This is a genomic window from Phenylobacterium sp. LjRoot225 (assembly GCF_964252855.1).
Lineage (GTDB): Bacteria > Pseudomonadota > Alphaproteobacteria > Caulobacterales > Caulobacteraceae > Phenylobacterium.
The window spans coordinates 18,186-37,691 of record NZ_CAXUPL020000002.1 but is presented as its reverse complement, the minus strand read 5'-3'; the positions used below and the strand labels follow the sequence as shown (position 1 = coordinate 37,691).

Sequence of the window (19,506 nt, the reverse complement as noted above, 5' to 3'; positions counted from 1 at the left end):
TCACCCCCATCCGTCATCCCGGACGGCCGCCAGACCGATCCGGGACCCAGGGGGTTCTGCAGTGCGGCGGCCCTGGGTCCCGGCTCTCCGCTGCGCTCCGGCCGGGATGACGGGGAAGAGGGGATCATTCAGGATTCCCTGGCAAGCAGGGCCTGGATCTCGTCGTGGCCGAGCGCCAGGAATTCGCTCGGCCGGATCGCCTTGTCGTCGACGTAGAAGCCCTCGGTCCCGCACCAGGGCTTGCCGACGTGCAGCTCGTCGTAGGGGATCTCGTGGCGCGCCAGCCAGTCGAGGATGACCGGCAGCGTGTGGGCGTTGATCTTGCCGATCTGGCCGTCATAGGTGCGCATGTTGCGCGCCGAACATATGACGATCGTAAAGCCCTGGGCCTGGTAGGCGCGCAGCTTCTCGACAACCGCCACGTTCGGCCGGCGCTCGGCGTAGCCCACCGACGTATCGTCGTGGGTCAGCGTCCCGTCGAGGTCGAACACCAGCCGCTTCATCGCCGGGAAGGCTAGGGCGATTCTGCGGGAGGCCGGGACGCGGCGGGCCGCGGTTGTTTGTCCACGAACGAAGCGGCGAGCGCATTCAACTCTCAGCGCTTCGCGTCTTCCAGCACCATGGCCGCGCCCTTCTCGGCGATCATGAGGGTCGGCGAATTGGTGTTGCCGGAGGTGATGCGGGGCATGGCCGAGGCGTCGATGACGCGCAGGCCCTGGATCCCGCGCACCCGCAGCCGTTCGTCGAGCACCGAGCGCGGGTCGTCGGCGGGGCCCATGGCGGCGGTGCCGACGGGATGGAAGATGGTGGTGGCGAGCTCGGCGGCGGCCTGCAGCAGCGCCTCGTCGGTCTGCGCCTGGGGTCCGGGTCGGAATTCCAGCGGGTGGAAGCGGGCGAGGGGGTGCTGGGCGACGATCCTGCGGGCCAGCCGCACGGAGTCGATGGCCACCCGGCGGTCTTCCTCGGTGGAGAGGTAGTGGGGCGCGATCAAGGGCTTGGCCGACGGATCGGCGCTGGCCAGGCGGATGCGGCCGCGGCTGGTGGGACGCAGGTTGCAGACGCTGGCGGTGAAGGCGCCGAAGGGATGCAGGCCGTCGCCCCATTTGTCGAGCGACAGCGGCTGGAAGTGGAACTGCAGGTTGGGTGTCGCATAGGCCTCGGAAGACCGGGCGAACATGCCGAGCTGTGAGGGCGCCATGGTCAGGGCCCCCTTGCGGAAGAGGGCGTACTCCAGCCCCATGCCCGCCCGCCGGATCAGGTTGGCGTAGTCGGTGTTGAGGGTGCGAACGCCGCTCACCTTGAAGACCGGGCGGATCTGCAGATGGTCTTGCAGGTTTTCGCCGACGCCCCGCAGCACGTGGGCGAGGGGGATGCCGAAGCTGCGCAGCATCTCGGGGTCGCCGATGCCGGAGAGCTGCAGGATCTTGGGCGAGGCGACCGCGCCGGTCGCCAGGATCACCTCCCCCTGGGCGCGGACCGCGAACCGTTCGGCGCCGCGGCGGAAGATCAGGCCCGTCGCCCGCTTGCCCTCGAAGGTGACCCGTTCGACCTCGACCCCGGTCTCCAGCCGCAGATTCGGTCGTTTCAGCACGGGTTTGAGGAAGGCGCGCGCGGCGCTGACCCGGCGGCCGGCGCGCTGGTTGACCTGGAAATAGGAGGAGCCGGCGTTGTCGCCGGAGTTGAAGTCGCGGATCGGCGCGACCCCGGCCGCAGCGCCCGCCTCACGGATGGCGTCGAGGATGTCCCAGCGCACCCGCGGATGCTCCACGCGCCACTCGCCGCCGGCGCGGTGGTGCTCGCCCTCGGGCTTCATATGGTCCTCGTGCGCCAGGAAGTAGGGGAGGACGTCGTCCCAGCCCCAGCCGGTCAGCCCCAGCTGGCGCCAGCCCTCGTAGTCGGCGGCCTGGCCGCGCATGTAGATCATGGCGTTGATCGCCGAGGAGCCGCCGATCACCTTGCCGCGCGGATAGGCCAGCCTGCGGCCGGCGAGACCTTCCTCGGCCTCGGTTTCGAACATCCAGTCCGCACGCGGATTGCCGATGGCGAACAGGTAGCCGACGGGGATGTGGAACCAGATCCAGTTGTCCTGGCCGCCGGCCTCCAGCAGCAGGACGCGGGTCTTCGGGTCTGCGGACAGCCGATTGGCCAGCAGGCAGCCGGCCGAACCCGCGCCGGCGATGACGTAGTCGTAGGTCCCGAAGTCCTGCGCCTGGTCGCTCACGGCCTACCCCAAAACTATCTGCGTCATCCCGGCCGTAGCGAAGCGTAGAGCCGGGACCCAGGGCGGCGCGCACGGCCCCTGGGTCCCGGATCGGCCTGCGGCCGTCCGGGATGACGACAACTTATGCTGAAACGTCCGCCTCAGCCGGAGAAGACCACGGTCTTGGAGCCGTTCAGCAGCACCCGGTCTTCCAGCACCCCGCGCACCGCACGCGCCAGGACCCGGCGTTCGATGTCGCGGCCCTTGCGGACCAGGTCCTTGGGCGTGTCGCGATGGCTGATGCGCTCGACGTCCTGCTCGATGATCGGGCCCTCGTCGAGGTCGGCGGTGACGAAGTGGGCGGTGGCGCCGATCAGCTTCACGCCGCGGGCGTGGGCCTGGTGGTAGGGCTTGGCGCCCTTGAACCCCGGCAGGAAGGAGTGGTGGATGTTGATGCAACGCCCCGCCAACTTCTGCGTCAGGTCGTTCGACAGCACCTGCATGTAGCGGGCGAGGATGACCAGGTCGGTCCGCGTCTCCTGGATCAGGCTCCAGAGCTGGGCCTCCTGCTCGGGCTTGGTCTGCGGCGTGATCGGCAGGTGACGAAAGGCGATGCCCTTCAGGTCGGTGTGCGGGTAGGTCGTATCCGGATGGTTGGAGACCACCGCGGTGATGTCCATCGCCAGCTCGCCCTGGCGCCACCGCCAGATCAGGTCGGCCAGGCAGTGATCCTGCTGGGAGGCCAGGATCATCACCCGCCGGCGTTCCTTGCGGTCGCGCAGCCGCCAGTCCATCGAATATTGCTCGCCGACCTGGGCCAGCGCCTCGTGCAGCGCCGCACGGTCGCCCTCGCCGGGATCGAACACCACGCGCATGAAGAAACGGCCGGTCTCCTCGTCGTCATACTGCATGGCGTCGAGGATGTTGGCGCCTCGCTCGAACAGGGTGGTGGCGACGCGCGCCACGATTCCCGGCTGATCGGGGCAGGACAGGGTGAGGATCATAGGGCGGCTTCTGCCTCAAACAGCCGTTGGAACACAATCATCTGGCGCTTCAGAAGCTTCGCTGGGGCGGCATCTTTGCCATTTCGCGTAACGAACGCTTGCCGCTGGGCCAAGAGGCCAATATGCGCTGCCCCGGAAGAGATCGAAGGAGCGGGCGTGAAGCACATCCTAGCTGAACTTGAGAAGCGCCGGGCCGAGGCCCGGCTGGGCGGTGGCGAGCGTCGGATCGCGAACCAACACAAGAAGGGCAAGCTGACCGCCCGGGAGCGGATCGACCTGCTTCTGGACGAAGGCTCGTTCGAAGAGTTCGACATGTTCGTCGAACCGCGGGCGAACGACTTCGACACCGGCGAGCAGAAGATCCCCGGCGACGGTGTCGTCACCGGCTGGGGCCGAATCAACAATCGCGTCGTCTTCGTCTTCTCCAAGGACTTCACGGTGTTCGGCGGTTCGCTGTCGCACGCCCACGCCCAGAAGATCCTCAAGGTCCAGCGCCAGGCCATGAAGGTCGGCGCGCCGATCATCGGCCTGTTCGACGCCGGCGGCGCCCGCATCCAGGAAGGCGTCGACAGCCTCGCCGGCTACGCCGACATCTTCCTCGAGAACACCCTGGCCTCGGGCGTGATCCCGCAGATCAGCGTCATCATGGGCCCGTGCGCCGGCGGCGACGTCTATTCGCCGGCGATCACCGACTTCATCTTCATGGTGAAGGACACGAGCTACATGTACGTGACAGGCCCGGACGTGGTGAAGACGGTCACCCACGAGGACGTCACCCACGAAGACCTCGGCGGCTACCGCGTCCACGCCATGAAGTCCGGCGTCGTCGACGGCGCCTTCGAGAACGACCTGGAGGCGCTCACCCAGGTCCGCCGGCTGATCGACTTCCTGCCGTCGTCGAACCGCGAGAAGCCGCCAGTCCGCGAAAGCTACGACGACCCGAACCGCGACGAGGCCTCGCTCGACACCCTGGTGCCGGCGAACCCGAACAAGCCGTACGACATGAAGGAGCTGATCCTGAAGGTCGTCGACGAGGCGGACTTCTTCGAGTGCAGCCCGGACTTCGCCAAGAACATCATCTGCGGCTTCGCCCGGATGGACGGCCAGCCGGTCGGCATCGTCGCCAACCAGCCGCAGGTGCTAGCCGGCGTGCTCGACATCGACGCCAGCCGCAAGGCGGCCCGCTTCGTGCGCTTCTGCGACGCCTTCGAGATCCCGGTCATCACCTTCGTCGACGTGCCGGGCTTCATGCCGGGCACCCGCCAGGAGCAGGGCGGCCTGATCCGTCACGGCGCCAAGCTGCTGTTCGCCTTCGCCGAAGCCACCGTGCCGAAGATCACCCTGATCACCCGCAAGGCCTACGGCGGCGCCTATGACGTGATGAGCTCCAAGCACATCCGCGGCGACATCAACTATGCCTGGCCGACCTCGGAAATCGCCGTCATGGGCTCGAAGGGCGCGGTGGAGATCATCTTCCGCTCCGAGATTGGCGATCCTGACGCGATCGCCGCGCGCGAAGCCGAATACAAGACCCGCTTCGCCAACCCGTTCGTGGCCGCCTCGCGCGGCTATATCGACGACGTGATCATGCCTCACGGCACGCGCCGTCGCATCGTCCGGGCGCTGAAGAACCTCAAGGGCAAGCAGCTGACGAACCCTTGGAAGAAGCACGACAACATCCCGCTCTGAAGGCCGAGGGCGCGCCATCCTGGTGACAGGGTGCGCGCCTTCGCTGACGGGGGCTTCGAACAACTCATTTACGGCAAGGACGTCGGGCTTAAGCCATGTTCTCCAAGATCCTGATCGCCAACCGCGGGGAAATCGCGGTCCGCATCATCAAGACCTGCCGCAAGCTCGGCATCAAAACCGTCGTCGTCTATTCCGAGGCGGACGCCGACTCGATGGCTGTCGAGATGGCCGACGAGACGGTCTTCATTGGCCCGGCGCCCGCCGCCGAGAGCTATCTGGTCGCCGACAAGATCGTCGCGGCCTGCCGCGAGACCGGCGCCGAAGCGGTCCACCCGGGCTTCGGCTTCCTCTCCGAGAACGCCGGCTTCGCCGAGCGGCTGGCGGCTGAGGGCCTGGTCTTCATCGGTCCCAACCCCCACGCCATCAAGGCCATGGGCGACAAGATCGAGTCCAAGAAGTTCGCCGCCAAGGCGGGCGTCTCGACCGTCCCCGGCCACGTCGGCGAGATCGAGGACACTGCGCACGCGCTGAAGATCTCCGACGACATCGGCTATCCGGTGATGATCAAGGCCTCCGCCGGCGGCGGCGGCAAGGGCATCCGCGTCGCCTGGACCAAGCAGGACGTCGAGGAAGGCTTCCCGGCGGTGCGCGCCGAAGCCAAGGCCAGCTTCGGCGACGACCGGATCTTCATCGAGAAGTTCATCGAGAGCCCGCGCCACATCGAGATCCAGGTGCTCGGCGACAAGCACGGCAACGTCGTGCACCTGTTCGAGCGTGAGTGCTCGATCCAGCGCCGCAACCAGAAGGTCATCGAGGAGGCGCCGAGCCCGCTGCTCGACGAGCAGACTCGCGCGGCCATGGGCGCCCAGGCCGTCGCGCTCGCCCAGGCGGTCGGCTACGACAGCGCCGGCACCGTCGAGTTCGTCGCCGGCCAGGACAAGAGCTTCTTCTTCCTGGAGATGAACACCCGCCTGCAGGTCGAACACCCGGTCAGCGAGCTGATCACCGGCGTCGACCTGGTCGAGCAGATGATCCGCTCGGCGGCCGGCGAGAAGATGGCGTTCGGCCAGAGCGACCTGAAGATCAACGGCTGGTCGATCGAGAGCCGGATCTACGCCGAGGACCCCTACCGCGGCTTCCTGCCCTCCATCGGTCGTCTGGTGCGCTACTCCCCGCCGCAAGAAGGCGAGATCGGCGACATCATCGTCCGTAACGACGCAGGCGTGCGCGAGGGCGACGAGATCTCGATGTTCTACGACCCGATGATCTCGAAGCTGTCGACCTGGGCCCCGACCCGGTTGGCGGCGATCGACGCCATGGGCCGGGCTCTGGAGGATTTCCACATCGAAGGCCTGGGCCAGAACGTGCCCTTCCTGGCCGCGGTGATGGACCAGGAGCGTTTCCGCTCGGGCCTGCTGTCGACCAACTACATCAAGGACGAGTTCCCCGACGGCTTCCACGGCACGCCCGCGACCCCCTTCCAGCGCGACGTCATGGCCGCGGTGGCGCTGTCCATGCACCGCACTCTGACCCGTCGCGCCGCCCCTGAGCAGCTGCGCGACGAGTGGGTGGTGATCGAGAACGGCGAGCGCCGCGCGGTGCGCGTCGCCAACGGCGGGGATTCGTTCTCGGTGGAGTTTGTCGGCGAGAACCGCACGCTGAGGCTCGAAAAGGCCGTCTGGCGCCCCGGCAAGCCGGTGTTCGCCGGCGTACTCGACGGGACGCCCTTCACGGTGCAGGTCCAGCCGCTCGCCGAAGGCTTCCGGATCCGCCACCGGGCCGCGGCGTCCCACGTGCTGGTGCTGACCGAACGCTCGGCGGACCTCCACGGGAAGCTGCCGCCGAAGAAGGCGGCCGACACCTCGAAGATGATCCTGTCGCCGATGCCGGGCCTGGTGGTCAGCCTCGAGGCGGAAGTCGGCCGCGAGGTCCGCTCGGGCGAGGTGGTCGCCATCATCGAGGCGATGAAGATGCAGAACATCATCCGCGCCGAGCGCGACGGGGTGGTGAAGGCGGTCAACGCCAAGGGCGGCGACAGCGTCGCCGCCGACGAGGTGCTGGTCGAGTTCGTCTAAAGGTCGACGTCGGCGTCGCTGCGAAGCGCCGGGTCCTGGTCAGCCAGACCCTTCCCGGTTCAGGTGGAGTCACCTGAACCGGACAAGAAGGGTCTATCTTCAAAAGCTTAGAGCGTGACGGCCGGCGCAACCGGCATCCACTTGCGGCTGTCACGCTCTAGGGCCCGGCGTTTTCGTATCCGCCGCCGCGAGCCGTTTCGATCCACGACGCGCGCGCCAGTAGTTCCAGGCCCCGAACGCTACGACGAAATCAGCGAGCAGGTCCCAGGTGCCGTGGATGATGGCGTAGGCCTGGGGTGAGGCGTGGACGAGAAGCTGTGCGGCGACCGTCATCAGGCTCGCCACGCACACCGAGGCGACCACGAGAGGCCAGATCCGGCTGGAGCGCAGCGCCAACGGCAGCAGGATCGCCAGCACCGCCAGGTCCAGCAGGATGGGGCGGGTGATGTCGTGCCCGAATCGCACGGCGCTATGTCCGGCGAGCCCGGATGCGGCCTGGGCGAGGACGAAGATGCGCTCCTCGCGGCCTCCGAAAATGGCCGCGAACGCCAGCGCCGCCAAGCCCAGGGCCAGGAGCAGCCATCCCAAACCCATGGTGAGGGGTCCTCACACGGCAGGTCGCCGGAAGAAACCCTAGAGCAGTGTCGCGGCCGACAACATCCGAGGGCTACCCAGCGCGGGGATCGGCGAGCGGCATTTCACCAAACTGTCGCCGATCCATCGCGGACCCTTGTTGGACGCTCCCTATCGCCGCGGCTTCGGAGCCGCTCTGGAGGCGCGCCCCGATCGTCGTTGGGGGATTAGATGCCGAGTCTGAATTCGAGCTTGCGGGCGAAACTTGCGTTCACCGCCTCCGCGGTGGTGCTGAGCGCCCTTTCCGGCCTGGCGCACGCTGAGGAAAGCGTGGCGGCCGCCCAGGTTTCCGAAGTGGTGGTCACCTCCGCCCGCACCACCCGGTCCGCCGTCGCGCTCGAGTCGCGGGAGATCCAGAAGATCCTTCCGGGCGCGAGCCCGCTGAAAGCGATCCAGACCCTTCCGGGCGTGCTGTTCGTCACCGCCGACCCGTGGGGCAACAACGAGCAAAACGCGGCGCTGTTCGTGCACGGATTCTCGACCCAGCAACTCGGCTACACCTTCGACGGCGTGCCGCTCGGCGACCAGCAGTACGGCAACTACAACGGCCTAAGCCCATCGCGGGCGTTGACCAGCGAGAACGTCAGCCGGGTGGTCCTGGCGTCCGGCGCCGGCGCGCTCGGCGTGGCCTCGACCAGCAACCTCGGCGGCGCCATCGAAACCTTTTCGCGCGACCCCTCGGCCGAGCGGGGATTCAGCGTCCGTCAGACCGTCGGCAGCTACGAGACCACCCGCACCTTCCTGCGCGCTGACAGCGGCGACATCGGCGGCGGGAACAGCGGCTACATCTCCTACCTGCACCACGACGCCAAGGCTTGGGACTTCGACGGCCACCAGCGCGGCGACCAGGTGAACGCCAAGTTCGTCCACCAGGGCGACCGCGGCAAGCTGACCGCCTATTTCGACTGGAACGACAAGGTCGAGCCGAACGAGGACTCCACCGCCTTCGGCAACGCCCAGACGGCGACCTCGACCTATTTCCCCTACACGCGGCCGTTCCTCTACCCGGACCTGGCGGCCTGCTCGTCGACGCTGACGAACGGCGCCCCGCCGGCCTTCCAGGGGAACAACTTCTCGAACTGCTTCAGCGCCGCCCAGCGCGAGGACCTGCTGGGCTATGTGAAGTACGACTACAAGGTCGCCAGCAACATCAGCTGGTCGAACCAGGCCTACTACCACCACAACTACGGCCGCGGCATTGTCGCCGGGCCGATCAACCAAGCCGGCCTGCCGGCCCTGTTCGCCGCCTATTTCCCGGAACTGGTGGTGGGCTCGCCGACCAGCCCGGCCACGCTCGCGGCCATCTCGGCGAAGTTCGGCGGCACCGGCAACGAGGTGCGCACCACCGAGTACCGGATCAACCGCGGCGGCCTGATCTCGACGGTCAACGCCGAGTTCGGCGACCATAAGATCGAAGCCGGCGTCTGGTGGGAGCACAACGAGGACGCCCAGCACCGCGCCTGGTACCCGTTCGCTGCGGCGAACAACGACCTCAGCCCCTACGACATCCCGAAGCACCCGCTGTTCATCCAGTACTACGCCCAGTTCTTCGTGAACGACGTTCAGCTGCACCTGCAGGACCACTGGCGGATCCGCCCGGACCTGCGCCTGGAGTTCGGCTTCAAGTCGAGTCTGCAGAACGCGACGGGCAAGTTCCCGATCAACCAAGTGAACCTGCCGACCGTCGCGGTTCCGGTGCACTACCCGTCGGGCAGCATCACCTCGAACAAGTGGTTCCTGCCCCAGGCCGGCCTGTTGTGGGACGCGACAGAGCATGAGCAGGTCTTCGTCAACGCCCAGAAGAACATGCGCCAGTTCATCCCCTACGGTGCGGGGTCAGGCTCTCCGTGGAGCCTGGGCAGTCAGGCCGCCTTCGATCTCTTCAAGCAGACGGTGCACCCTGAGACCTCTTGGAACTACGAGATCGGGGTGCGCACCCAGCGTCAGGTCGACCTGGGCTTCCTGACGGCCTTCAGCGGTCAGGCCAGCGCCTACCACGTGAATTTCAAGAACCGGCTGCTGAACATCGCCGCCTACAACTTCATCAACCCCGGCGCCTCCGTCCTCGCCAACGTCGGCGGCGTGACGACCAATGGGGTCGACGTGGCGGGGACCCTGGAGTTCGGGCCGCACTTCCGCCTGTACAATGCGATCTCGTACAACAAGTCGACCTACGACTCCGACTACCAGACCGGCAGCGCGACAGGCGCCATCACCACCGTCCGCACGGGCGGAAAGGTGGTTCCGCTGACGCCCAAATGGCTGAACAAGACGATCCTGAGCACCAGCTGGGGCGCTTTTGACGCCCAGCTCAGCGCCGACTACGTCGGCAGCCGCTACGTCACCCACCTGAACGACCTCTCGGTGAAAGCGACCACGGTGGTCGGCCTGGAGGCGGGCTACCGGTTCGACGTCACCGGTTCGACCTGGCTGAAGGCGGCGCGGGTCAGCGCCAACATCACCAACCTGTTCGACCGCAAGGGCGTCTCGACCGCGGTGGTGACCGGAAACTCGGGCGGCTACGCCGCCTTCCCCCTGGCCCCGCGCATGGGCTTCGTGACCGTCGCCGCCGACTTCTAGGCCGAGAGAAGCCCGCCCGGAGCGATCCGGGCGGGACCCCTCCGCCGTTGACGCCCAAGGGCGCCGACCGCCAAACTGTTCGCGATCCGAAAATAAGAACAGCGGACGGGAGCGAGACGATGAACCTGCCCAGATCCCGAGCCTCCGGAGGCTCGGCGCGATGACGGTTCCGGTCCCGCGTCCCTCGACCACGGTGCTGCTGGTCCGCGACGGGGCGGACGGGCTCGAAGTGCTGATGGTGGTGCGCAACGCGCAGTCGCACTTCGCCTCGGCCCTGGTGTTTCCCGGCGGCGTGATCGACGCTGAGGACGCCGATACGGCCTGGCTCGACCTGATCGACGGCGCGGCGGACCTGGAGGAGGTCGAGCGCACCCGGCGAATCGCCGGCTTCCGCGAGCTCTACGAGGAGACCGGCGTCCTGCTGCTCGAGGCGCCGAAGCGCCGGCCGGAGGCGGGCGGGGAGGGGGCCTCGTTCCTGGAGGTGGTGCGCCAATCCGGCGGCCGGCTCGACCTGGCGGCCATGGTGACCTTCGCCCACTGGGTGACGCCGGAAAGCGCGCCGAAGCGCTACGACACCCACTTCCGGCTCTGCTGGCGGACGACGGAGATGACCGCCATCTCCGACGGCCGCGAGACCGTGGCGGCCGAGTGGCTGCGGCCGGCGGACGCCATTTCGCTGGGCGCCTCGGGTGAGCGGAACCTGCTCTTCCCGACCAAGTGCCAGCTGGACCTGCTGGCCCAGGCGGACACCGTCGAGGCGGCGGTGGCCGCAGCCCGCACGCGGCGGATCGTGCCCGTGACGCCGTCCCTCGACCGCCGGCCGGAGGGGACCTTCCTGTCGATCCCCGAGGAGACCGGCTACCCGGTGCGCGAGTTCTTCATGGGAGCGCGGCCGGCGTAGCGGGGGGTGGGGCGGCGGGAAACCCTGCGCCTCAGCGCCAAACCGCTCGCGAGTCGCCGCCGGCTATGGCACGAGCGCAGACATGCGGACGTGGCGAAACCGGTAGACGCAGCAGACTTAAAATCTGTTTCCCGAAAGGGAGTGCGGGTTCGATTCCCGCCGTCCGCACCAAGGTCACGCGCCGCCCGCCTAGCGCGGACCGCCCAGCTGGACCGAGCGGTAGCGTTCCACGCTGACGCTTCCGCTCGCCGCGTCCACGGTCACGAGGTGACCGGCGAGCGAGCTTTCACGCCTGCGGGTCGTCACGATCCAGGCGCCGCCCTGCCGGTCGGCGGCGACGATCTGCTCGTCCACGCCCGCCGATCTAAGCGTCCGTTGGGCGATCTCGCTGGCCTGCATCGGCGTGCGCACTGGCCCGGACGGCTCGCCGCGCCCGCAGGCGGTCAGCAGGGCGATCAGGGCGGCGGCGCTCAGGAGCGGCAGGCGACAGGACATCGCCGCCGATGCGAAGACCGGCCGTCCCCGCTGTCAAGCACGCTCTGCGCGCGCCCGCGGCCGGCGGACGGCGCTGGCGAGGGAAGCGCTCCGACTACTGCGCCGCCGCCTGTTCCTGGGCGTAGCCGAGGAGGGCGTTGAGGCGCTCCAGCACGGTGATGGCGGCTTCCGGGACCACGGTGCCCGGGGTGAAGATCGCCGCCACGCCCATGTCGCGCAGGGCCTGGAAGTCCTCAGGCGGGATGACCCCGCCGACCACCACCATGATGTCCGGACGGCCGAGCTTGGCGAGTTCGGACTTCAGCTCGGGCACCAGGGTCAGGTGGCCGGCCGCCAGCGAGCTTGCGCCCACCGCATGGACGTCCTGTTCGACCGCCAGGGCGGCGGCCTCGGCGGGGGTCTGGAAGAGGTCGCCGATCTCGACCTCGAAGCCGAGGTCGGTGAAGCCCGAGGCGATCACCTTCTGGCCGCGGTCGTGGCCGTCCTGGCCCATCTTGGCGACCAGGATCCGCGGCTTTCGGCCGTCGACGGCGGTGAAGTCCTTGATCATCGCCTTGGCGCGCTGGGCGATCGGGGTCTCGCCGGAGGCGCGCAGATAGACGCCCTTCACCGCGTCGGCGGTGGCCTTGTGGCGGTTGAAGACGACTTCCAGAGCGTCGGAGATCTCGCCCACGGTGGCCCAGGCGCGGGCGGCGTTGACCGACAGCTCCAGCAGGTTGCCGTTGCCGCGCGCGCCGTTGGTCAGGGCCTCCAGGGCCTGGGCCACGGCGACGGGGTCGCGCTCGGCCTTCAGGCGCTTCAGCTTTTCGAGCTGGCGCTCGCGCACCGCGCCGTTGTCGACCTTGAGCATCGGGATCTCGTCGGCGATGTCGGGCTTGTAGCGGTTGACGCCGACCAGGGTCTGCTCGCCCGAGTCGATGCGGGCCTGGGTGCGCGCCGAGGCTTCCTCGATGCGGCGCTTCGGCAGGCCTTGCTCGATGGCCTTGGTCATGCCGCCAAGCGCCTCGACCTCGGCGATGTGGTCCAGGGCGCGGGCGGCGAGGTCGGCGGTCAGCCGCTCGATGTAGTAGGAGCCGCCCCAAGGGTCGATGACCTTGGTCTGGCCGCTCTCCAGCTGGATGAACAGCTGGGTGTTGCGCGCGATCCGCGCCGAGAAGTCGGTGGGCAGCGCCAGCGCCTCGTCGAGCGCGTTGGTGTGCAGGCTCTGGGTCTGGCCGCTGGTGGCGGAGATCGCCTCGATCAGGGTCCGGGGAACGTTGTTGAAGACGTCGAGCGCCGCCAGGCTCCAGCCGGAAGTCTGGGTGTGGGCGCGCAGGCTCAGCGAGCGGCTGTCCTTGGGGTCGAACTCCTCCTTCATGAGCTTGGCCCAGAGCAGGCGGCCGGCCCGCTGCTTGGCGATCTCCATGAAGACGTTCATGCCGGCGCACCAGAAGAACGACAGGCGCGGCGCGAACTTGTCGACCGTCATGCCGGCGGCGATGCCGGCGCGGACGTAGTCGATGCCGTCAGCGATCGTATAGGCCAGCTCCAGGTCGAGCGTCGCCCCGGCCTCCTGGATGTGGTAGCCGCTGATCGAGATCGAGTTGAACTTCGGCATCTCCTTGGCCGTGTAGGCGAAGATGTCCGAGATGATCCGCATCGAGGGCGACGGCGGATAGATGTAGGTGTTCCGGACCAGGAACTCCTTCAGGATGTCGTTCTGGATCGTGCCCGAGAGCTTCTCGTGCGGCACGCCCTGTTCTTCACCCGCGACGATGTAGAGCGCCAGGATCGGCAGCACCGCGCCGTTCATGGTCATCGACACGCTCATCTTGTCGAGCGGGATGCCGTCGAACAGGGTCCGCATGTCCAAGATAGAGTCGATCGCGACCCCGGCCATGCCGACGTCGCCGGGCACCCGCGGGTGGTCCGAATCGTAGCCGCGGTGGGTCGCCAGGTCGAAGGCTACCGACAGGCCCATCTGACCGGCCGCCAGATTGCGGCGATAGAAGGCGTTGGACTCCTCGGCCGTGGAGAAGCCCGCGTACTGGCGGATGGTCCACGGGTTGGTGAGGTACATGGTCGGGTAGGGGCCGCGCAGGAACGGCGCGATGCCCGGATAGGCCCCCCGCAGCATGTCCAGGCCGTCGGTGTCCTGCGGCCCGTAGGACGGCTTCACCGAAAGCGCCTCCGGCGTCAGCCAGGGATCGCCGGTCGCCGGCGAAGGCGTCGGCAGCTTGGAGTCGAAGGACAGGGTGGAGAAATCAGGGAAGGCGCTCATTGGGCGGCCTCATAGGCTTCCGCGAGGCGGATGGCTTTCAGGGCGGGGCAGGCGCTGTCCGGGCCCGGCAGGGTGGCGGACGGCGCTTCGACGGACGTCGGCGAAGGCGTCTCGATCTCGACCGGATGCTCCTTGGCGGGCGGGAAGGCGTTGACGCCGACCAGCTTGGGTTCCGGCCGGGCGGCCTTGGCGGCCTCCACGTCGCGGGCGATCAGGCCGGAGGTCAGCGCCGCGGCGAGGCCGCCGGCGGCCTCGATCTCCTGCAGCTTGGCCCAGGCGGCGCGGGCCAGCTGTTCGGTCATCGCCTCGACATAGCCGGACCCGGCGGCCGGATCGGCCACGCGGCCGACGTGGGCCTCTTCCATCAGCACCAGCTGAGCGTTGCGGGCCTGGCGCCGTGCGAAGGCGGTGGGCAGGCCGATGGCGTCGGTGAAGGCGCCGAGCATGATGGCGTCGGCCCCGCCGACGGCAGCGCCGAAGGCCGCGGCGGTCATCCGGATCATATTGGTCCAGGCGTCCTGGCGCGCCAGCATGCGGCGCGAGGCGCGGGCCTCGATGCGCGCCGTGGGCCCGGCTTCGCAGGCGACCGCGATCCGCGCCCAGATCTCGCGCGCAGCCCGCAGCTTGGCGATGGTGATGAAGTAGTCGGCGTCGGCGGAGAGGCCGAGCGTGATCCGGCCGAAGGCCTCGGTCATCGGCAGGCCGGCCCGGACCAGGGCCTTGGCGTAGGCGATGGCGGCGGCGGCCGCGAAGGCCAGCTCCTCGGCCTCGCCGCCGCCGGCCTCATGCACCACCCGGCCGGAAGCCAGGAAGAGCTCGCCGTGCGGATAGGTCTCGGCCAGGCGCGCGCCGACGGTGGCGGCGCTGATGATGTGGCTCTCGATCGGGCCCGGGCTGGTCCCGGCCTCGGCGAAGGCGCTCAAGGGGTCCATGTGGAAGTTGAGCTTCGCGCCCGGCGAGGACTTGGCCACCGCGCCCAGCCAGTCAGCGGCCTTGGGGCCCAGGAAGCCCGCGTCGAGGCCCATCGGCGCGAGTTCGAGGATCGCGTCTTTCAGGACCTGGGCGAGGTGGTCGGCCGAGCCGACGGCGACGCCGGCCTGGCCGGTCGGGTCGATGCGCACCACCGCCGACGAGGCGCCGCCCTCCAGGTCGCCGAGGATCTCGACGTTGGCGTGGGCCGCGTCCGGATGGGCCGTGAGCACGCGCAGGTCCCATGGACGCTCGGCGTTGAACGGCCGGGTCGGAAAGGCCTGTCCGCCGGGAAGATCGCCCGGCGGATAGAGGGGCGCGATCGGCAACCCCTCGGCCGTGGTCTTCTCCAGGTCGGAAAAGGGTTTATCGCCAAGGGTCTTGGCGACCAGGGTGCGCCAGGCCTCGGCCGTGGCGGGTGAGAAATCAGCGCTGAGGCGGCTTGCGTCTGCCATGCGCGCAAATGGGCCGGAGCGCGCCGTTCCGTCAAGCTGGAGCGGGGGTCTCAAGGCGCTTCACCGCACCGGCGTACGATCGGGACGCGCCTTAGGAGGCTTCCGCCACGCTTGTGCAGGCGTCGGGCCCTTTCAAGGCGGCGGCGATCGCCTGTAACAGGTTGGCGCCGGTCACCGGCTTGGCGACATGGCCGTCTGCGCCGGCCTGTTCGCTCGCCGCGACATGTTCGGGCAGGGCGTTCGCCGTAAGCATCAGGATCGGGGTCCGCGGGCGACCGGTCCGCAGCTCGCAGTCGCGTATCGCGCGCGTCGCCCGCAAGCCGTCCATCACCGGCATCTGCATGTCCATGAGCACGACGTCGAAGTCGCCGTGCTCGAAAGCTTGGACGGCCGCGGCGCCGTCCTCGACGGACAGGGAATCCGCGCCCAGCTGTTGCAGCATGAGCTCTACGACCGTCCGATTGGTCGGATGATCGTCGGCGATCAGGACGCGCAGAGCCTGGCCGGCGCATGCGAGGTCGTCTTCGCTCGCCGGCGCCTGCGTCAGTTCAGCCGGCTCCAGCGGCAGCTCCGCCCAGAAGGTGGAGCCTTCCCCGACGACGCTCGTACAATCGATGTCGCCGCCCATCAGCAGGGTCAGCTGCTGGCTGATCGCAAGCCCAAGTCCGGTTCCCCCGTAGCGGCGGGTGATCGAGCCGTCCGCCTGCTCGAAGCGGGTGAAGATGCGTGCACGTTGCTCCGCGTTGAAACCGACGCCCGTGTCTCGCACCGCCAGCCGCGCGCGGCCTCCGCCCGTGGAGGTGGCCTGGATGGCGACGCTGCCGGCCGCCGTGAACTTCACCGCGTTGGAGACGAAGTTGGTCAGCACCTGGCGGATCCGCAGGGCGTCGCCCAGGAAAGCACGATCGAGCTCCGGCGCGATCTCCACCGTCAGCAGCACGCCGCGCTCGTCGGTGCGCAGCCGCCAGAGGCCGGCGACGCCGCGCACGAGGTCGCCGAGGTGGAACGGCGCCATCTCGATATGCAGTTGTCCCGCTTCGATGCGCGCTTCGTCCAGGATGTCGGACAGCAATCCAGCGAGCGTGTCCCCGGACGAGCGGATGATCTCCACGAGCTCGCGATCGCGCGTCGTGAGGTCGGAGCGGGCGAGGATTTCGGCCGTGCCGATGATGCCGTTGAGCGGCGTCCGGATCTCGTGGCTCATGTTCGCCAGGAATTCCGACTTGGCGCGATTCGCCCTGTCGGCCGCCTCGTGGGCGAGCTCGCGGGCGATGGCCGAGGCGATCAGGTCGGCGAAGACGCCAAGGTCGACCGCATGCTGTTCCTGGAAGGCGGCGACCTTCTCCGAGCCGATCTTGATCACGCCGAAGACGCGGTCGCCGTCGATCAGGGGCGCTGCGATCACGGAGCGGATGCCGTCGCGGATCCGCGCCGGAGGGACCCGTGGATCGGTGTAGACGTCCTCGCAAAGGAGGGTGCGCCGGCAACGTACGGCCTCGCCGGCGAAGCTGGCGGACAGCGGGATGCGCCCGCCAAGCATGTCGCGCAGTTTGACCGTGGCTGCCCGGCAGACGAGCTCCTCGCCTTCGATAAGTTCGACCACCCCGCCCTCGGCGGCGGTCAGAGAGACCATCTCCGCCACGATCAGTTCGAGGAATTCCTGCAGCGGCAGGTTGGCCGAGGTGATCCGCAGCTGGGCCGAGCGCTCGCGCGCGATCTGTTCGGCCTTTCGGCGGGCGTCCTCCGCCGTCGTGGCGCGGGCCGCGTAGTCTCTGAAGGCGTCCAGCGCCGTGCCCATCTCGTGGACTTCCGTGAATTCCCGCGTCCACGGAATCTGCGCCGACAGGTCGCCCTGGGCCATGCGCCGCATCGCGGTCGCCATCTCCGTGACCGGACGAGCGAGCTTGCGCCCCAACCGGCGCCCGAGCGCGGCCGAGACGATGCTCAGCAGGACGCCGCCCAGGACGGCGAGCGCGACCAGTCTCCAGGTCTTGGCCAGAACGGCGGTCGTGGGCTCGGCGACGAGCAGTCGCCAGGGCCGCTGTGACGAGTCGAAGGTCACAGGCAGGGAAACGAGGGCGACCTGTTCGCCGGACCAGACGCCGACCACCCCGCCCGCACCTGCCGAGGCGGCGCGCGAGAACAGGCTTTTGACGGCGGGGTCGCTCGACAGATCGTGACGGATCAACCGCCGATCGTTCGAGAGGACCGCCACGCCCTTGTCGGACAGCAGGACGAACTTTGCGCGGGCCGCATCCGGCCGGCCGGAGATCTGGTTCGAGAGTTCCTCGAGGTACAGGTCCACGCCGACGACGCCGATCAGATGATCGCCGAGCTTCGCCGGGCCGGCGATGCTGCTCATCGTCTTCCATTCGCCTGCGCCTTCGCCCATCCGCCAGACGAAGGGCTCCGTGACCACGATGCGGTTCTGCTCGACGGGCATCCGGTAGAAGGACGAGGCGCGATCCGCGGCGACGTTGTCGCGCCGGCCGGTGGTGTCCTGGACGATGTGTCCGTCAGTGCGCCGATACCAGTAGGGGTAGAATTCGCCGCTCGCGCTCGCCGCGAACGCGCCGCGATAGTTCGCGTCCCGTCCATCGAAGCCGTTCGGCTCGGCGATCAGCCAGACGCCCTGGACCTCGGTTTCGCGTACCAGGATCTCCTTGAGGCCGCCGATCACCTGTTCACGAGACGGCTGTCGACTCTCGGCGGCCAATCTCGTCAGGCGCTGGAGGTCCTGGGTGATCTGCGCGCCGTGGTTCAGCCGCTCGGCCAGTTCGCCGGCGATATAGCCGGCGTTGGCCCGCGCGCCCTCGATGGCCTCGACCTGACCGTAGCGGTAGAGCAGAGCCACGACCGCGAGTGTCGACATGAACACGCTGCCCACAGCGCAAAGCCCGATAGCCCGGCCCAGCTTCGAGGCGATCGATTCAAGTCTGTGCGGCAAGGGCGCTCCTTTCGGCCCTCAGGCTCCACGGCCGACGTAAAGATATGCTGGCGACGAATGCGGCGGACTGTCGCAGTCTTGGCCCGGCGTAGCCGCGCAGCAGGACGGTGAGCGCAGGCGCGAATTGATTGCAGGCGGCGCGGCATGTTCTTGCGCTTGCGGAAGGGCGCGCTTCTGTGCGCCCTTCCGGCCCGACCACGTCCGAGGAGCGCCTATGGCCCTGCCGCCCGTCCTGCATGAACGCCTGCGCCTGCCGGTGATCGGCAGTCCGATGTTCATCGTCTCCGGTCCGGAGCTGGTGATCGCCCAGTGCAAGGCGGGGATCATCGGCGCCTTCCCGGCGCTGAACGCCCGGCCGGCCGCCCAGCTCGACGAATGGATCTGCCAGATCGCCGAGGCGCTGGCCGCGTGGGATCGCGACCATCCGGAGGCGCCGGCCGCGCCCTTCGCGGTCAACCACATTTCGCACCGGACCAACGACCGGCTGGAGCACGATCTCGAGGTCACCTGCCGGCGCAAGGTCCCGGTGGTGATCACCTCGCTGGGCGCGCGGCGCGAAGTCTATGACGCGGTGCACGCCTCCGGCGGGGTGGTGATGCACGACGTGATCAGCGCCGCCCATGGCCGCAGCGCCGTCGAGAAGGGCGCCGACGGCCTGATCGCCGTGGCGGCCGGCGCGGGCGGCCATGCCGGGGCGCTGTCGCCCTTCGCCCTGGTGCAGGAGCTGCGCGAATTCTTCGACGGGCCGCTGGCGCTGGCGGGGGCCATCGCCACAGGGCGATCGATCTTGGCGGCCCAGGCCGCGGGCGCGGACCTGGCCTATGTCGGCTCGGCTTTCATCGCCACGCAGGAGGCCCGCGCGGCCCCGGCCTACAAGCAGATGATCGTCGACAGCTCCGGCGGCGATATCGTCTATTCGAACCTCTTCACCGGCGTGCACGGCAACTATCTGAAGTCCTCCATCGCTGCCGTGGGCCTGGATCCGAACGCCCTGCCGGAATCGGATCCGTCGCGGATGAACTTCAGCTCCGGTGCGACCAGCGACGCCAAGGCCTGGCGGGACATCTGGGGGTGCGGCCAGGGAATCGGCGCGGTCCACGAGGTGGTGGCCGCCGGCGCGCGGGTCGCCGAGCTGGCGGAGCAATATCAGCAGGCGCGGCGCGAGCTGGCGGCCAAGACCGGACTGTTCGGTCAGGGGGGCGAATAGCTCTCTTTGCGGGTGCTTTAGTTTTTCTAGGTGCCGACCGAGGATAAACCCACTGGTCCGATCGGAAATGCCGAGGTTAGTACCGTCCTCA

At 68.6% G+C, this 19,506-nt stretch carries 13 protein-coding genes, 1 tRNA gene and 1 pseudogene; 6 read left to right on the top strand and 9 right to left on the bottom strand.

The annotated features are described in order from the left end of the window. The 4 genes and pseudogenes from ACSQ2B_RS10495 to purU all read right to left on the bottom strand — a co-directional run. Positions 1-109 (bottom strand): annotated as a pseudogene (locus tag ACSQ2B_RS10495) (hypothetical protein); the annotation flags it as partial. A gap of 19 nt (positions 110-128) precedes the next feature. Next, on the bottom strand, positions 129-491 hold the full coding sequence (locus ACSQ2B_RS10490) for an HAD hydrolase family protein (protein ID WP_436049668.1): 363 nt from the start codon (positions 489-491) through the stop codon (positions 129-131). A gap of 104 nt (positions 492-595) precedes the next feature. Then, positions 596-2,221 carry a GMC family oxidoreductase gene (locus ACSQ2B_RS10485; RefSeq protein ID WP_436049666.1) on the bottom strand — a complete coding sequence of 542 codons (1,626 nt, stop codon included), beginning with the start codon at positions 2,219-2,221 and terminating at the stop codon, positions 596-598. Between the two features lie 140 nt (positions 2,222-2,361). Beyond that, positions 2,362-3,204, bottom strand: a complete 843-nt coding sequence (gene purU, locus ACSQ2B_RS10480) for a formyltetrahydrofolate deformylase (RefSeq protein ID WP_436049664.1) — start codon at positions 3,202-3,204, stop codon at positions 2,362-2,364. A 156-nt stretch (positions 3,205-3,360) separates the two neighbouring features. On the opposite strand from purU, the gene ACSQ2B_RS10475 reads away from it, so the two are divergent. Both ACSQ2B_RS10475 and ACSQ2B_RS10470 read left to right on the top strand, forming a co-directional pair. Continuing rightward, entirely contained in the window at positions 3,361-4,893 is a 1,533-nt protein-coding gene (locus tag ACSQ2B_RS10475) for an acyl-CoA carboxylase subunit beta (protein WP_436049662.1), read from the top strand. A gap of 95 nt (positions 4,894-4,988) precedes the next feature. Beyond that, positions 4,989-6,968 carry an acetyl-CoA carboxylase biotin carboxylase subunit gene (locus ACSQ2B_RS10470; protein ID WP_436049660.1) on the top strand — a complete coding sequence of 660 codons (1,980 nt, stop codon included), beginning with the start codon at positions 4,989-4,991 and terminating at the stop codon, positions 6,966-6,968. Between the two features lie 150 nt (positions 6,969-7,118). Here the strand turns inward: ACSQ2B_RS10470 and ACSQ2B_RS10465 are convergent, their stop codons facing one another. Further along, a complete protein-coding gene (locus ACSQ2B_RS10465) occupies positions 7,119-7,562 on the bottom strand; it encodes a hypothetical protein (protein ID WP_436049658.1) in 444 nt (147 codons plus the stop codon). Between the two features lie 210 nt (positions 7,563-7,772). On the opposite strand from ACSQ2B_RS10465, the gene ACSQ2B_RS10460 reads away from it, so the two are divergent. From ACSQ2B_RS10460 to ACSQ2B_RS10450, 3 genes are all read left to right on the top strand, one after another. Further along, on the top strand, positions 7,773-10,181 hold the full coding sequence (locus tag ACSQ2B_RS10460) for a TonB-dependent receptor (protein ID WP_436049656.1): 2,409 nt from the start codon (positions 7,773-7,775) through the stop codon (positions 10,179-10,181). 160 nt (positions 10,182-10,341) lie between these two features. Next, positions 10,342-11,082, top strand: coding sequence for an NUDIX hydrolase (locus tag ACSQ2B_RS10455; protein WP_436049654.1), 741 nt, complete (start codon positions 10,342-10,344; stop codon positions 11,080-11,082). Positions 11,083-11,166: 84 nt separating this feature from the next. Further along, positions 11,167-11,253, top strand: a tRNA-Leu gene (locus ACSQ2B_RS10450). Positions 11,254-11,271: 18 nt separating this feature from the next. Here the strand turns inward: ACSQ2B_RS10450 and ACSQ2B_RS10445 are convergent. The 4 genes from ACSQ2B_RS10445 to ACSQ2B_RS10430 form a co-directional block, all read right to left on the bottom strand. Beyond that, a complete protein-coding gene (locus ACSQ2B_RS10445; RefSeq protein WP_436049653.1) occupies positions 11,272-11,577 on the bottom strand; it encodes a hypothetical protein in 306 nt (101 codons plus the stop codon). A 94-nt stretch (positions 11,578-11,671) separates the two neighbouring features. Further along, positions 11,672-13,837 (bottom strand): methylmalonyl-CoA mutase, encoded by a 2,166-nt coding sequence (gene scpA / locus ACSQ2B_RS10440; protein WP_436049652.1) that lies wholly within the window; start codon positions 13,835-13,837, stop codon positions 11,672-11,674. Next, positions 13,834-15,261 carry a methylmalonyl-CoA mutase family protein gene (locus ACSQ2B_RS10435; RefSeq protein ID WP_436049650.1) on the bottom strand — a complete coding sequence of 476 codons (1,428 nt, stop codon included), beginning with the start codon at positions 15,259-15,261 and terminating at the stop codon, positions 13,834-13,836. The genes scpA and ACSQ2B_RS10435 overlap by 4 nt, the downstream gene beginning before the upstream one ends. Before the next feature lie 91 nt (positions 15,262-15,352). Beyond that, a complete protein-coding gene (locus ACSQ2B_RS10430; protein WP_436049648.1) occupies positions 15,353-18,133 on the bottom strand; it encodes an ATP-binding protein in 2,781 nt (926 codons plus the stop codon). A gap of 289 nt (positions 18,134-18,422) precedes the next feature. Here ACSQ2B_RS10430 and ACSQ2B_RS10425 point away from each other — a divergent pair, with 289 nt between their 5' ends. Next, positions 18,423-19,415: an NAD(P)H-dependent flavin oxidoreductase gene (locus ACSQ2B_RS10425; RefSeq protein WP_436049647.1), complete on the top strand. Its 993-nt coding sequence runs from the start codon at positions 18,423-18,425 to the stop codon at positions 19,413-19,415. The last annotated feature ends 91 nt before the right edge of the window (positions 19,416-19,506 follow it).

Coding starts and splice junctions, on each gene's coding strand:
- ACSQ2B_RS10445 (WP_436049653.1), bottom strand. CDS start 11,577: ATGTCCTGTCGCCTGCCGCTCCTGAGCGCCGCCGCCCTGATCGCCCTG.
- ACSQ2B_RS10465 (WP_436049658.1), bottom strand. CDS start 7,562: ATGGGTTTGGGATGGCTGCTCCTGGCCCTGGGCTTGGCGGCGCTGGCG.
- purU (WP_436049664.1), bottom strand. CDS start 3,204: ATGATCCTCACCCTGTCCTGCCCCGATCAGCCGGGAATCGTGGCGCGC.
- ACSQ2B_RS10430 (WP_436049648.1), bottom strand. CDS start 18,133: ATGTCGACACTCGCGGTCGTGGCTCTGCTCTACCGCTACGGTCAGGTC.
- ACSQ2B_RS10435 (WP_436049650.1), bottom strand. CDS start 15,261: ATGGCAGACGCAAGCCGCCTCAGCGCTGATTTCTCACCCGCCACGGCC.
- ACSQ2B_RS10470 (WP_436049660.1), top strand. CDS start 4,989: ATGTTCTCCAAGATCCTGATCGCCAACCGCGGGGAAATCGCGGTCCGC.
- ACSQ2B_RS10455 (WP_436049654.1), top strand. CDS start 10,342: ATGACGGTTCCGGTCCCGCGTCCCTCGACCACGGTGCTGCTGGTCCGC.
- ACSQ2B_RS10425 (WP_436049647.1), top strand. CDS start 18,423: ATGGCCCTGCCGCCCGTCCTGCATGAACGCCTGCGCCTGCCGGTGATC.
- ACSQ2B_RS10460 (WP_436049656.1), top strand. CDS start 7,773: ATGCCGAGTCTGAATTCGAGCTTGCGGGCGAAACTTGCGTTCACCGCC.
- scpA (WP_436049652.1), bottom strand. CDS start 13,837: ATGAGCGCCTTCCCTGATTTCTCCACCCTGTCCTTCGACTCCAAGCTG.